The following is a 12,966-nucleotide window of genomic DNA, read 5'->3' as shown; positions in this document are numbered from 1 at the left end:
GAAAGGGCGCGATGACCAAGGCACGCAAAGACCACCCGTACTCACCCCCGCTCACCAGAACACGCTTGAGTGCACTTCAACGGCAGCAGCTCCAAACCCTGGATCCAGAAACGAGAACATGGCAAAGATCATTGTCACAGCGACCCCTTTCCACGGCCATGTCGCGCCTCTCGTGGCGATCGCGGCCGACCTGACGGAACGCGGGCACGGGGTGCTCTTCTACACGGGCGCCCGGTTCGAGGAGCGGGTCCGCAAGACAGGCGCGCGCTTCGTCCCGTACCCCGCGGAGGTCGACTACGCCGACCGCGACTTCACCGCCACCTTCCCTGAGCGCGAGGGACTCGCCCCCTTCGACCGCATGGTCTTCGACATCAAGCATGTCCTCTCCGACCCCGCACCGGTCCACGACCAGCGCCTTCAGGAACTGCTCGCCGAGTTCCCCGCCACCGTGGTCATCAGCGAGCCGATGTCTTACGGGGTGCTCCCGATGCCCTCCGTGCCCCCCGGGATCGGCGCCCGCTCCTGGTGAACATCGGCATAGCGCCGCCCAGTGTGGACACCGCGCCCTTCGGGCCGGGGCTGCTCCCGCCCACCACCGACGAAGAGCGCGCTCGCTACGTCGAGATGCGCGCCCAGATGCGGGCGATGTTCGCCGACGCGCAGCAGTACATGGAGGGTGTCTTCACCTCGATCGGAGTCACGCTGCCCGACTTCCTCTTCAACGCCTTCACCACGGTTCCCGATCACGTGCTCCAGCTGACCGTCCCCGCCTTCGAGTACCCGCGCAGCGACGCGCCGGAGGGGTTCCGCTTCATCGGCCCCCTCCCGCCCGGCCCGGACATCGACTTCGAACGTCCCGACTGGTGGGCCGACTTGTCCTCCGGTCGGCCGGTCGTCGTCGTCACTCAGGGAACTCTGGACAATGGCGACCTGTCCCAGCTCGTCGTACCCACGCTCCGCGCCCTGGCGGACGCGGACGTCACCGTCGTCGCCGTCACCGCGCGCCCTGACGGTCCCGACATGGTGCGAGCTGAGATGGACGGCGAGGTCCCCGGAAACGTCCGCCTCGCCGGATTCGTTCCCTACGAACAGCTGCTGCCGCTCGCGGACGTCCTGGTCACCAACGCCGGTTACGGCGGCGTCCAAACGGCCCTGCGCCACGGCGTCCCGCTCGTCGTCGGCGGTGAGACCGAGGACAAGCCCGAGGTCGCCGCCCGCGTCGAGTGGGCCGGCACCGGCGTCAACCTGCGCACCGGTCGCCCCGAGGTGGCGGCCGTCCGCGCCGCCGTCGACACGGTGCTGAACGAGCCGCGTTACCGCGAGCGCGCGGGTGAAATCCGGAGCGAGTTCGGGGAGTACCGCCCCTTCGACATCATCGCCGAGATCGTCGAGTCGGCTTAGCGGAGGACGGACGCCCCATCGTCGGCCGTACCGGTCGCGCGGTGGGGCATACGCCCGCCCCAGCCGGCCCTGCCGGAAGGCCTTTCGGTCACGGACTCCCGAGAAGCCGTGGTGGCCTGCTCCTCCACGGCCGAGGCGGCCACGGGGGCGCTGGCGGCCGGCTGACTACCACACTGCACCTGACCGTCGAGCAGCGGCAAAAGCCGGTCCATCGTGAGAAGGCCGTCATCGCCGGGCACGAGGCACCCGGCGGCCAACGCCAAGGTGACCAAGCCGCCCCGACCGGTACAGCGCGCAGGGAGGGACAGCCGCGGGCCGGCACCAATCCACCCCGCTCCGGACCGGGCCCGGCCGAGCCACTGCCAACTGGCACAACTCCGGTCCGGGCAGCGCCGACCCGCTGATCTGACCCACCTACCCCGGGCGGGCAGCCGCATGGATCGTCACAAACGCCGGCCGCCGCCCGGAACCATCCGAGAAGAACCGACGTACACACCGAGCGCCTGGCGAGGCGGATACCACGCCCGGTCGGTACCTGAGCGGCGCCCCTTGACATCAGTTGAGACGACCGGTCATATTGCTTAAATCGATTCTTCAATTTGAAGGAATCACATGTCAGTCGCACGTTTTCATCTCATCTCGTCGCTCAGCCCGTCGGACGCGCTGGCAGTCCTGACCGACTTCGGTCCCACCCGCGCCCAGAACTGGCCCACGATCGACGCCGAGCACCTCACGGTCCATGCGATCGGCGACACCTGGGCCGAAGTGACCGAAGGAACCAGCTCCGCGTGGGAACGCGCGCGCTACGAGTAGGACGCCGCACAAGGACGGGTCACCATCACCACGCACGACTCGAAGGTCTTCGGGCCCGGTGGCGGATGGGACTTCCAGCTGACCCCCGAAGGCGACGGCGCACGGATCGACATCGAACTCACCCGAAATCCCAGCACGTTCAAAGGCAAGTTGCTTGCCACGATGCTCCCCATCATTGCCTCGTCCCTCCGCAAGTCCTACCGGCAACCCCTGAAGGCCAAGTAATGCCTCATCACCGGCATCTTCCAGAAGCCCTGAGGCATGGTCGGGGGCGTACACCTCCGACCATGCCTTGGCATCACCGCTCGTGAGGGACGTGATCGCAAAGAAGGGGGATGGGTCCTGGCCCAGCCAGGAGCCACTTCGGCGCGGCACCGCAACGAACCTCGCTGGGCGTTGTCAGGTGCCCCGGGACGTCAGCCTCGGGCACCTGACAATGCGTCGGATCACAGCTCCGCCGTCGAGTAGCCTCTGCTGGCCGACGGCGCGCTTGCCTGCTGCCGTGTGCCGCCACGGAGCCGAGTCATAGTTGGATGGGCAGGTGGCGGGGGCCGCGGAGCATGGCGTTCTGCCGGTAGGGGGGCGGGTCCTGGACCAGGCGTGCCGTGCCCAGGTGGGGGATCAGCGCGCCGAGCGCGGCCTCGGCTTCGATGCGGGCGAGTGGTGAGCCGTAGCACCGGTGGATACCGCTGCCGAAGCCGAAGTGCTGGTTGTCCGGGCGGGTGGGGTCGAACCGGTCGGGCTCGTGGAACCGCTTGGGGTCGCGGTTGCCTGAGGCCAGTACCAGTACGACGGACGTGCCCTGGGCGATCGTGGTGCCCGCGATGTCCACGTCGGCGAGGGGAACACGCTCCCGCATGTGGACCGGGGGTCGGTAGCGCAGTTTACGCCGGGGTCGCACCAGGCGCTCGTTACACTCGTGTCGCATCGGGCGCCCGCTCCGCTACCCATGCGTGCTTTCCGCAACGGGGAAGGATGCTCCGGATCAGCAGTTGTAGGCAAACGTGGCGTCTATTCCTTCGTTGTGTCGATGAGCCGGTGCGACCGATGGGGTTACAGGCACAGTTCCCGGCCTGCAAGGCTCCAGGCAGCGCGGCAGCCCGATGGCTGTCCCGATCCCACCGGACCAGGGCAAGGCTTCATGCGCAGCGAAACGCCATGGTGCGGGTGTGTGGGCCTGCCGGTCACGGGTCCTCCATGCTTCCGGAAGTGGACCGGCCGCAGGCCTCGGCGGCTCAGCAGTGGCCGGGTTAGGGGTATCTGCCGGCCGGACAGCCAGAGCGTTGGTCAGGTTTTGGCGGACCTGGCCGAGTCCCACAGTCCCCCCGGTTGACCCGGTTGACCCGGTTGACCCGGTTGACCCGGCCAGGATGCAGGTCCAGCATGCCGCGGCAGAGGGTCCGGGCGCGGCCGACCGCGCACCTGTCTCCCACCAGCGCGAACTCACTGCTCGGGCTGTGCGCAAAGCTTCTGACCAGGCCGCACTGAAGGTGCTCGCCCTCGCGCTCCACGAGCTGATCACCCGCAAGGCCCGCGACATCAACCATGTCGCGGCACACTGGAAGACGGCGCTGAACCAGTTCTCCCTGTTCTTCGAGGACAGGCTCAACACCGACTGGAACCGACCGACCCGCAGCAGGTCGAGAAACTGCTCGACCCGTTCGACCAGTGGCGTTACGTGGGCGGCTGCTCCTGGCTGAACGTCTGGGCATGAAGTTCATGCTCGACGTAGGCCCGGAAGCCGCCCATTCGTACTCGTGCCAGAGTTCCGCCGAGTCGCTCTTCGTCAAGCGGCGGTGTAGCTGTCGGGTGAGCGGGCCTGTCGTCGGCACGGGGTGGACGGGGCTGGAGACGGAGGTGGTTTCGCATGCCCAGCGATGACGTGCTCGCACTCATCGATGAGGGTGGACGCGTGGTCGAGTGGGGACGTCCGGCCGAGGAGCTGTTCGGGTGGTCCGCCGAGGAGGCCGTCGGCCAGTCCGTGACCGCGCTCATGCGTGAGGTCGCCGCTGACGATGAATGGCGGCCAGAAGGGTTCTCGGAGGCGGCCTTGATGCTGGTAAAGCCGGTAGCGCGAGGCTCGTCCGTTGTTTGGCAGGTGCGCGCGGCAGGGGACACCTTGTCGAGGCAGGGCATGGCGATCTTGAACACACCATTCACCCAGTCCCTCGTGGGACTGCTCGTCCTCGACGGTCAGCTGCGCGTGGTGCGCATGAACACCGCCATGGACGGGCTGCGTGACACGCCGGTGGGACACCTGCTGGGCAAGCATTTCATCGAGGCTTACGGACTCGAAGACCCCGAGGATGAAGCCGCCGTGGCGCGAAGGGTCCTGGAGAGCGGAGAGCCGGTGGTGAACCGGCTCGTCCGGGGCTTCGAGGCACCAGACCGGCCAGGGCGCCGCATCTACTCCGTCTCGTACTTCCGCTTGGAGAACCGCAACGGAGATGTGCTCGGACTGGTGGCATCCGCGGTCGACGTCACCGAGCGCGAACACGCACACAACCGCCTGGCCCTCATGGATGCTGTCCGCGCACGAGTGGGTCACCGGTTGAACGTGGGCGTTGTCTGCCGAGAGCTGGTGGAGGCGGTCGTGCCCGCCTTCGCGGGCATCGCCGTCGTCGAGGTCATCGAAGACGTCGTCCGCGGAGAGGAGCCTCCGCCGGTGCCCGTCGACCGGGCCGTTCCACTGCGCCGAGCCGCCTTCCAAGGTCTCATCTCGGCCTACCCGGTCGGGGACGTGCGCCCCCTGCCGCCCGGCACCCCCTTCTCGCTCGTCCTGTCCGACCTTCGGCCGCGCCTGGTACCGATCGAGGAGGACAGCTCGTGGCTGGCCGCCGACCCGGCCCGAGCCGACTCCATCAGGCGATCCGGTGCCCACTCCCTGATCGTGGCACCGCTGGCGTTGCGCGGTCAGGCTCTGGGCGTGGTCAGCTTCTACCGCCACCAGCAAGAAGACCCCTTTGACGAGCATGACGTCGAAGTGGCGTCCGCCGTGTGTGCGCACGCCGCGCTGTGCATCGACAACGCCCGTCAGTACATGCGCGAGTGGATCATCGCGTCAACCGTCAAGCGCAGGCTTCTCCCCAAGCCACCGGTCACACAGTCCAGCGTGGAGATCTCCCACCTGCACCTTCCCGGCCCGGAGGGCTGCGGCGCGTGGTTCGACGCGATCGCGCTGCCCGGGGCACGGACCGCGCTGACTGTCGGCGACGTGTCGGGGCGAGGCATTGTCGCAGCCATCACGTTGGGACTGCTGCGAACGGCCGTCCATGCCCTCGCCAGCCTGGACCTGCCGCCCGACGACCTGCTGGCCCGCTTGAGCGACACCGTAGCCCGTCTCGCCGCCGAGCGCGCCGCACTGCCTCCCGAGGATCCCCTGCACTGTGAGCCGCTCACCGCCGGCTGCGTCATCGCGATCTACGACCCGGTCGATCTCACCTGCACCATCGCCCGTGCCGGCCTCCCGGAGCCAGTCGCCGTCCTTCCCGATGGCACCCGGGCCGGCCTGTTCGTTCCCCCAGGCCCCCTACTCGCGGCGACAGGCAAGGCCCCATTTCCCGCGACAACCGTCAACCTCCCCGAAGGCAGCATCCTGGCGATGGGCACGACCGCGCTCGCGGACGAGGTTCTGGCGCCATCCGGCCCACTGTGCCCGCTCCTGGACGGCGCCGGCACCAGGCCCCTGCCAGATCTGTGCGACACCATCGCCTGCGCGCTGACCGGCGGCCGCCGGGCCGGCGAGACATTGATGCTGCTCGCCCGCACCAAGGCGCTGCCCGCGAACCGGGTGCTGACCTGTGCGCTGCCGGCGGGCCCCGAGGCCGCGCCGATCGCCCGGGCGGCGGCCCGCCGCCGGCTCGAGGCGTGGGGGGTGGACGAGGAGACGGCGTTCACCACCGAGCTCATCGTGAGCGAGCTCGTCGGCAACGCCGTCCGCTATGGGGCTCCGCCCCTGCAACTCCGCCTGATCCTGGACAGGATGCTGACCTCCGAGGTCAGCGACGCCGCGACCAGCGCTCCGCAGGTGAAACACGCCCGCACCATCGATGAGACAGGTCGGGGGCTGTTCATCATCGCGAGCCTCGCGGACCAGTGGGGCACCCGCTATCAGGCGCAGGGAAAGACCGTCTGGGCACAGCAACCAGCGGGGGCGCCCCAGCAGACTCCCCGTCCCGCATGAATGCCCGGCTTCGCATCGCTGAGCTGCGTCGTTCCTCTGTACCTGCTGCGCGCCGTGGGCAACCTGACCCTGCCTTGCCCAGGAAGTGGACAGCGGTCACACGCAGCGCATGATCGCCCTGCTTGTCGACGGACTCCGCTACGGCGCCTACGCCGGGTCTGCTTGAGTAACGGCTCCGACACTCCCGAGCTCTGACTCAGCCGGGCTTGGCGGGCTCTTCGCCCGGGCCCGGGTGCCGGCAGGCCGGTAGGCGTCGGTCCCGGTCTCGATGATCGTGCCGGGCTTGATGAGGGCCTCCCGTCCGCCGTTCGTTCGGCGGCGTCCAGACGCGTGGCCCGGGCCAGGGCCTCCAGCACGGTGTCCGAGGCGTCGATGGAGCGGCCGCGCTCCAGATCCGATGCTCGTAGTACTGCGCGGCCCTCTCGGAGGACTGGCCGGCGCGCACCATGGCGTCCTTCAGGGGGCCCAGCACGAGTCGCGAGGGTGTGCCCGGGTGTGACAAGGACCGTTCCGCCCGTACGCACCGAGGTGGACCGTCAGCCGCCGGCGAGGCCGAGCGCGTCGAACTGGTCACCGGTGGCGATGGTGGCGCGCACCTCAGGTGGTCTTGATCTGGCCGCCGTCGATGACGAATTCGGCGCCGGTGATGTTGCCCGCGATCGGCGAGGCGAGGAAGAGCGTCAGGTCGGCGACCTCGTGGGGCTCGGTGACGCGTCCGGTGGTGATGCCCATGGTCTGCGGCACGACCACGTCGACGGCCTCCTGCGCGGTGGTGCCGGCGGCCGCCGCGGTGGCGTCGGCGAAACCGCCCGGCGCGGTCCAGAAGGGAGTGCGGACCGGGCCGGGGGCGATCGCGTTGACGCGTACGCCGCGGGCTGCGAACTCCTCGGAGAGCGACTTGGTCAGGCTGCTCAGGCCGGCCTTGGCCGCGGAGTAGTCCACCACCATGGGGAACGGCAGCCGGGCGTTGATGGAGCTGATGTTGACGATGGCGGCACCGTCCGCCTCCAGTAGGTGGGGCAGTGCCGCGCGGCTGGCGCGTACGGCACTGAAGAAGGTGAGGTCGAAGATGCGCTGCCACTCGGCGTCGTCGATCTCCAGGAAGCCGGCCCGGGCGTTCGCGGCGCCCAGGTTGTTGACGAGAATGTGGAGCCTGCCGTGCCGGTCCACGGCGCGCTGGACGAGCATGTCCGCGCCGTCCGCCGTCGAGAGGTCGACGGGCACGACCGTGACGTCGTACGTGTCGCGGAGGGCGTCGAGTTCGGGTGTGGAACCCCGGCTGCCGGCGACCACGCGGACACCTTCGCGGCCCAGCGCCTCGACGATGGCCAGGCCGATGCCCTTGCTGGCCCCGGTGACGACGGCGACCTTGTCCTTCAGGTGCAGATCCATGACGATCCCTTTTTCTGGATTGATTGATACATAATGAGGGTAGGCGAAACCGCGCCGGAGCGCCAACGGGGCGCCGCCATGGGGTGCCAACAGGGTGAATGATCAGTCCAAGGCGCGCAGGGCCGTCGCCACGGCGTCCTCGACGAACGCCCGGCCGAGGCGGGCCTGTCCGACCACCCTCAACCCCTGGACGAAGGTGGTCAGAAAACGGGCGAGTTCCACCGGGTTCTTGTCGGCCGACAGCTCGCCCCGCACCTTGGCCTTCTCCAGGGCGCCGGCAAGAGTCGATTCGAACAGCCGCATGGCGGCCGCGACCCGGTCGACGGTCGCCGGGTCGTCCCCTCGCTCCGTGGCGGCACTGACCACCAGACATCCGCGCTCGGGGTCGGCGAGATCGGCCTCGACCATCTCCAGCAGCACGTCCCGCACTACCGGCCGCACCTCGGTTGCAGTCTCGAGCCGCTCCACCAGACCACCGGTCTGGTGAGAGCAGTAGCGCTCCAACGCCCGAGCATAGAGCGCATCCTTCGACCCGAACGCCGCGTAGAGGCTCCCACTGCCGATGGACAGCTCTGCGAGCAGGTCCTGCAGCGACGTCGCGCCGTAGCCGCGACGCCAGAACACGTCCATCGCACGGTCGACCGCCCGGTCGACGTCGAATTCCCGAGTGCGCGCCATGGCAGCAATCGTAACGTTTCTGGATCAGCCAATCAAATAATCCGGCATGTGCCAGTGGTCACGCTTGACGCGACGGGAGGGCTTACCTAGCCTCCTGAATGTTGATTGTTCAATCCAGAACTATCTTTCCCGCACCTCCTCAGGGAGACACCGATGATCCGCAGCCGTCTGCTGACATCCGCCACCGTCGCCGCTGGCGTCGGGCTGGGCGCGATCCTCATCCCGATGGCCTCCGCCGCCTCCGGCACCACCACCGCGGGGGACGCCGAGGCTCCGAAACCGACGGTCGTGCTCTTGCACGGCGCCTGGGCCGACTCCTCCGGCTGGAATGGAGTCGTCAAGCGGCTCCAGGAAGACGGTTATCCGGTCGTGGCCCCCGCCAACCCCCTGCGCGGTCTGGCCCGGGACTCGGCGTACCTCGCCGATCACCTCAAGACGATCAAGGGGCCGATCGTGCTCGTCGGCCACTCCTACGGCGGGGCGGTCATCACCAACGCGGCCGCCGGCAACCCCAACGTCAAGGCACTCGTCTACATCGCCGCCTTCGCCCCCGACAAGGGCGAGAGCGTCGCCGCGCTGAGTGCCAGGTTCCCCGGCACGCGTCTCACGGACGACCCCAGCGCCTCGCTCCCCACCGCCCTCAACGCGACCCCCGTCACCCAGGCCGACGGCTCCATCGGAATCGATCTGTCACTCAAGCCCGACAAGTTCCGGGACGTCTTCCTGAGCGACCGGCTGTCCCAGGAGCGCGCCGCCGTTCTCGCCGCCACCCAGCGCCCGATCAACGCCCAGGCTCTCGGCGAACCGTCGGAGACCCCCGCCTGGGAAACCATCCCCTCCTGGTATCTCGTGGCCCGGAACGACCACGCCATCCCGGCGGCCGCAGAGCGTTTCATGGCCGAGCGCGCCAACGCCCACACCGTGGAGACCGACGGCCCCCACGCGGTTCAGCTCACCGACCCCGGCGCGGTCACCCAGCTGATCGAGAACGCGTCCCGCGCGTCTGTCCACTGAGTCGCTTAACCGCGAGCGGGTGGACTCCGGATGCGCTGCTCGCGTCACCCACGCCACGATTCGGGCGCGGGTGACGCGAGCGTGCGACCAGTTGATCGACGGACCGCCCCGACTCCGGCCACTTGGACGCCGCGGCCGAGGCCCCGCCTCTTCCCGACTGTCACAGCGGTCGACGTCGTCTCAGCGGGCAGCGCGGTGCTTACCGGGACCGGCTGCCTCGACGAAGGTCTCGGCGAGCGCGGCGGCGTTCTTCACATGCGCGCCTGGTCGGCGAGCACCAAGGCGTCCCTCTGATCGCCGTCCTTGGCCGCGGGCGGGTGAAGCTCCGCGCGGTGATGTTCCTTGCCGATGTCCACGTCGGCCGGGTCCGAAGGACGGTCGCCTTCACCGACTCGTCGCCGACACATCGATCTCGCAGACGACCGCGCCGACGTCGTCGTACGCAGCGACCGCGTCGCCTTCGCCACGCCCGACGACCAATGCGGCGCGGTGGACGGTGACGGGCGGCCGACGCGTGCGTTCGAGACCCCGCCCCGAGCGCCGGTGGGCCGTTCCTCCCTCGCGACGGACCGCCCCACCGGGTCGTGGTGGTTACGGACGGATGCTGAAGGGCCCAAGGACCCCGGAGTCGATGCGCAGCGACTCCAGCATGGTGAAGGCGTTGTCCACGGTGAAGACGTCAGCGGCGGCCAGGGTGCCGGTGTACTTGGCGACGACCGGGCGCGCAGCCTCCTCGGCAACGGCGTCGAGGTAGGTCTTGAAGATGGCCCAGGAGTTTCCGGAAGGCCCGTACTTCTGGAAGTACGGCGTTGGGTCCAGCGATTCCATGGCCCTGCGGGTGCTGGTCTCCAGATCTGCGATGTACTCCTTCTGGAGTTCGCCGTCGGCGCGGACGCCGAGGCGCCCGAGGTGGCCGCCGACGAGGGTGGTCCATGGGTAGTCCATGGCCACGTCGTGCGCCTTGATCCAGGCCGGGATGTCCTGCGACACCGCGAGGTTCTTGAACGGCACCCAGCCGGGGTAGAGCACGTCCACGACCATCAGCGTCGCGTGGTCCGGGGCGTAGATGAAGATGTTGTCCGGCGAGTGGTTCGGGCCGTGGTAGGCGAGTTCGAGACGCTCACCGCCCACCCTCAGCACGTAGCGGTCGCCGAAGGTCTCTGTGGGCGCCGGACGGTTGGGGTCGGCGTCGATCCGCAGCAGTCGGCGGGTCTCGCTGTGGCCGATGCGTATCACGTCCTTGCCGAAGATGGACGAGGCGCCGATGTGGTCGGCGTGCGAGTGGGAGTAGACCAGACGGGTCACCTTCCCAGGCATGCCGTTGGCACGGGTCACCTTGTCGATGGCGCGCAGCAGGTTGTGCCCGATGGTGGGCGGCGCGTCGACGAGCACGACGCCTTCCCGCGTGGTCAGGAACATGGCCTGGTAGTAGGAATCGGTGACCCAGTAGAGGTTGCCCTTGATCCGGCCGACGAAATAGCCGTCTTCGTTGAGCGCGGGCCCGACCGATGCCGAGGGGATGGGCGCGTAGTCGGGGAACTCTGGGGATCCGTCAGCGAAGGCGGTGCCGGGGAGGCCGCTCCCCAGCAGCGTGGCGGCGGCGGGCACCGCAGCGGCGACCGCGGCGCGCTTGAGGAAGGTGCGGCGCTTCGAGGCGCCCGGTTCTGTGGAGTCTGTCATGGGGGTGTCCTTTCCGAGGGGGCCGATCTGGATCGAACGATAAACTATTTGGTTGAACGCTAAACCACAAGCCTGTTGAGCTGGAGAAGAGCAATCGGCGGCCGCCTTGCCGCAGCCGCCGAACCACGCGCGGATGTCCCTCCAGGTGCGGCACTCGGGCCGACCGACCCGGCTTCGCATCGGCGATCGTGGTATACAGAGGGCCCAGCCAAGCCGCGGTCTGCTGATGGACGGCCGTCTGCGAACGGCACCGGTCCTTGGGCGAAGGCGGATGCCGGCCCATGGCTTTCCTTGTCACGCCCGCCCAGTGGAGCGGCGCACCCCAGATGGTCGATGCCCTCGAACGCATCCGCATCCCCCGGCCGCAGGGCGGACACCCTCGCACCCGGCCGGACCACCTCGACGGCGACAAGGCCTACAGCTCACGCCGCTCGATCTGCGGCCGGTTGCGCCTGTCCGGCAGCGTCACCGGGGCGAGGACCGTCATCGACTCGTACGGTGCTTCCGTGGAGGCCGGCTGCCCGGACATACAGGGCCGTCGCTGAACAAAGCACGCTCGCCCGGCTCGGCCACCTCATCGCCGCATCCACGGTATGGGAGATCCTCCACGCCGCCGGCATCGACCCAGAACCCCCCGCCGCACCGCCCCACCTGGCGCGAGTTCCCCACCGACCAGGCCCAGGGCATCCTCGCCGTCCACTTCTTCCATCTCGGCACCCGCCAACTCCTACGCACCCGGGTCCTCGGCGGCGTCATCGACGAATACCGCTACGCGCCTGACCTGCAGCGACGGCTTTCCGAGCCCCACAGAACCTGGGGGCCGTCACCGTCGTCGACCACACCTCCGGCGACATCGCCGAACAGGTCCGCGCCGCCCACCCGGCGAGGGCCGCCGAGTCACACCTTGCGACGCCGAGGGGTGTCGATCGGTACGGCAGTTTCGATGGGGTCCGTCGCCCGCGACTGGACCACGAGGATGTCGTCAGGGCTCAGTTCCCTGCCGTCCTCGGCGGTGAGCGACATCTGGCGAGGCGGTTGTCCGGTGCGGGCGTCGATGACGCGGTTCATCGGCTCGTCATCGTCGAACAGGTGCTTTTGACCCCACTGACGCAGTGCTGCGAGGACGGTGTGGAAGTCCCGTCCCTTCTCGGTGAGGACGTACTCGTGGGAATTGCCGAGTGCCGACTCGTGGATCTCGAAGATGCCGACTGCCACGAGCTTCTGCAGTCGTGCGGTCAGGACGTTGGTGGCGAGTCCGATGCGCTTGTTGAAATCCGTGAAACGGGTGACGCCGTGCATGGCATCGCGGAGGATCTGGAATGTCCAGGTATCGCCGACCTCAGACAGGGAGCGGTCGATCGGGCAGGCGGAATTGACCAGTTCTCGACGCTTCATCGGTGCCCCCAATCGCAGGTTACTTGCAATTATAGAGCAAGCCTGCGGCCTCCGGACGGGGATGGATCGCTCGGAGGCTGCGCCTCTGGGCTGCCCTGCTGATGTCCTACTCGGCGGACGCCCCGTCGCTTCGCCCCGCCTGCAGGTGTGAGCGGAAGAACCGCACGGCGGCACTCGTGCTCACCTCGAAGCCGTCGAGATACGGATCGAAGTGGCCGCCCGGCAGGAGGACGAGCTCCTTGGGCTCCAGCGCGCGCCCGTAGGCACGCAGGGCCAGGTCGGTCGGGGCGACGGTGTCGTGGGAGGCAACCACCATCGTGACTGGTTTGGTGGTCGTCTCGGGCTGAGTTGATCTGCGGGCCTGGATTGTTGATCATTGGGGATCGTGTCCGAGACCCCGTCGCTGCCGA

Annotated in this window: 10 protein-coding genes and 3 pseudogenes; 7 read left to right on the top strand and 6 right to left on the bottom strand. The window is 68.6% G+C overall.

The features are described 5' to 3' along the window. The first annotated feature begins 118 nt into the window (after positions 1-118). The 3 genes and pseudogenes from ACFV9O_RS37810 (at position 119) to ACFV9O_RS37800 (ending at position 2,439) form a co-directional block, all read left to right on the top strand. Positions 119-529, top strand: coding sequence for a glycosyltransferase (locus ACFV9O_RS37810; protein ID WP_385426898.1), 411 nt, complete (start codon positions 119-121; stop codon positions 527-529). Further along, positions 526-1,401: a glycosyltransferase gene (locus ACFV9O_RS37805; RefSeq protein WP_385426895.1), complete on the top strand. Its 876-nt coding sequence runs from the start codon at positions 526-528 to the stop codon at positions 1,399-1,401. Before ACFV9O_RS37810 ends, ACFV9O_RS37805 begins: the two co-directional genes overlap by 4 nt. 612 nt (positions 1,402-2,013) lie before the next feature. Next, positions 2,014-2,439: pseudogene (locus ACFV9O_RS37800) on the top strand (hypothetical protein). Positions 2,440-2,737: 298 nt separating this feature from the next. Here ACFV9O_RS37800 and ACFV9O_RS37795 read toward each other — a convergent pair. After that, positions 2,738-3,097: pseudogene (locus tag ACFV9O_RS37795) on the bottom strand (cytochrome P450); the annotation flags it as partial. Between the two features lie 574 nt (positions 3,098-3,671). Between ACFV9O_RS37795 and ACFV9O_RS37790 the strand changes: the two are divergent. Together ACFV9O_RS37790 and ACFV9O_RS37785 are read left to right on the top strand one after the other, a co-directional pair. Then, positions 3,672-3,914 (top strand): hypothetical protein, encoded by a 243-nt coding sequence (locus ACFV9O_RS37790; protein WP_385426892.1) that lies wholly within the window; start codon positions 3,672-3,674, stop codon positions 3,912-3,914. 167 nt (positions 3,915-4,081) lie between these two features. Further along, the gene (locus tag ACFV9O_RS37785) at positions 4,082-6,397 is read left to right on the top strand and encodes a SpoIIE family protein phosphatase (RefSeq protein ID WP_385426890.1); all 2,316 of its coding nucleotides are present in this window, start codon (positions 4,082-4,084) and stop codon (positions 6,395-6,397) included. A 597-nt stretch (positions 6,398-6,994) separates the two neighbouring features. Here the strand turns inward: ACFV9O_RS37785 and ACFV9O_RS37780 are convergent. Together ACFV9O_RS37780 and ACFV9O_RS37775 are read right to left on the bottom strand one after the other, a co-directional pair. Further along, positions 6,995-7,789, bottom strand: coding sequence for an SDR family NAD(P)-dependent oxidoreductase (locus ACFV9O_RS37780; RefSeq protein ID WP_385426888.1), 795 nt, complete (start codon positions 7,787-7,789; stop codon positions 6,995-6,997). A gap of 102 nt (positions 7,790-7,891) precedes the next feature. Beyond that, on the bottom strand, positions 7,892-8,467 hold the full coding sequence (locus ACFV9O_RS37775; protein ID WP_385426886.1) for a TetR/AcrR family transcriptional regulator: 576 nt from the start codon (positions 8,465-8,467) through the stop codon (positions 7,892-7,894). A gap of 153 nt (positions 8,468-8,620) precedes the next feature. Between ACFV9O_RS37775 and ACFV9O_RS37770 the strand changes: the two genes are divergently transcribed. After that, positions 8,621-9,481 (top strand): alpha/beta fold hydrolase, encoded by an 861-nt coding sequence (locus ACFV9O_RS37770; protein ID WP_385426884.1) that lies wholly within the window; start codon positions 8,621-8,623, stop codon positions 9,479-9,481. 591 nt (positions 9,482-10,072) lie between these two features. Here the strand turns inward: ACFV9O_RS37770 and ACFV9O_RS37765 are convergent. Further along, positions 10,073-11,161, bottom strand: coding sequence for an MBL fold metallo-hydrolase (locus tag ACFV9O_RS37765; RefSeq protein WP_385426881.1), 1,089 nt, complete (start codon positions 11,159-11,161; stop codon positions 10,073-10,075). A gap of 260 nt (positions 11,162-11,421) precedes the next feature. Here ACFV9O_RS37765 and ACFV9O_RS37760 point away from each other — a divergent pair. Next, positions 11,422-11,595 (top strand): annotated as a pseudogene (locus tag ACFV9O_RS37760) (IS5/IS1182 family transposase); the annotation flags it as partial. Between the two features lie 463 nt (positions 11,596-12,058). Here ACFV9O_RS37760 and ACFV9O_RS37755 read toward each other — a convergent pair. Together ACFV9O_RS37755 and ACFV9O_RS37750 are read right to left on the bottom strand one after the other, a co-directional pair. Then, positions 12,059-12,556, bottom strand: a complete 498-nt coding sequence (locus tag ACFV9O_RS37755; RefSeq protein WP_385426878.1) for a winged helix-turn-helix transcriptional regulator — start codon at positions 12,554-12,556, stop codon at positions 12,059-12,061. A 106-nt stretch (positions 12,557-12,662) separates the two neighbouring features. Beyond that, positions 12,663-12,872, bottom strand: coding sequence for a hypothetical protein (locus tag ACFV9O_RS37750; RefSeq protein ID WP_385426875.1), 210 nt, complete (start codon positions 12,870-12,872; stop codon positions 12,663-12,665). Between the last annotated feature and the right edge of the window lie 94 nt (positions 12,873-12,966).

The sequence above is a fragment of the Streptomyces sp. NPDC059909 genome (assembly GCF_042730885.1).
In the GTDB taxonomy this organism is placed as follows: Bacteria; Actinomycetota; Actinomycetes; order Streptomycetales; family Streptomycetaceae; genus Streptomyces.
The sequence above is the reverse complement of the archived record's forward strand: the minus strand, read 5'-3'. Positions and strand labels throughout refer to the sequence as shown.

Excerpts from the sequence above, each read along its gene's own strand:
- ACFV9O_RS37810 (WP_385426898.1), top strand. The coding sequence starts at position 119 with ATGGCAAAGATCATTGTCACAGCGACCCCTTTCCACGGCCATGTCGCG.
- ACFV9O_RS37785 (WP_385426890.1), top strand. The coding sequence starts at position 4,082 with ATGCCCAGCGATGACGTGCTCGCACTCATCGATGAGGGTGGACGCGTG.
- ACFV9O_RS37780 (WP_385426888.1), bottom strand. The coding sequence starts at position 7,789 with ATGGATCTGCACCTGAAGGACAAGGTCGCCGTCGTCACCGGGGCCAGC.
- ACFV9O_RS37775 (WP_385426886.1), bottom strand. The coding sequence starts at position 8,467 with ATGGCGCGCACTCGGGAATTCGACGTCGACCGGGCGGTCGACCGTGCG.
- ACFV9O_RS37770 (WP_385426884.1), top strand. The coding sequence starts at position 8,621 with ATGATCCGCAGCCGTCTGCTGACATCCGCCACCGTCGCCGCTGGCGTC.
- ACFV9O_RS37765 (WP_385426881.1), bottom strand. The coding sequence starts at position 11,161 with ATGACAGACTCCACAGAACCGGGCGCCTCGAAGCGCCGCACCTTCCTC.
- ACFV9O_RS37755 (WP_385426878.1), bottom strand. The coding sequence starts at position 12,556 with ATGAAGCGTCGAGAACTGGTCAATTCCGCCTGCCCGATCGACCGCTCC.
- ACFV9O_RS37750 (WP_385426875.1), bottom strand. The coding sequence starts at position 12,872 with ATGGTGGTTGCCTCCCACGACACCGTCGCCCCGACCGACCTGGCCCTG.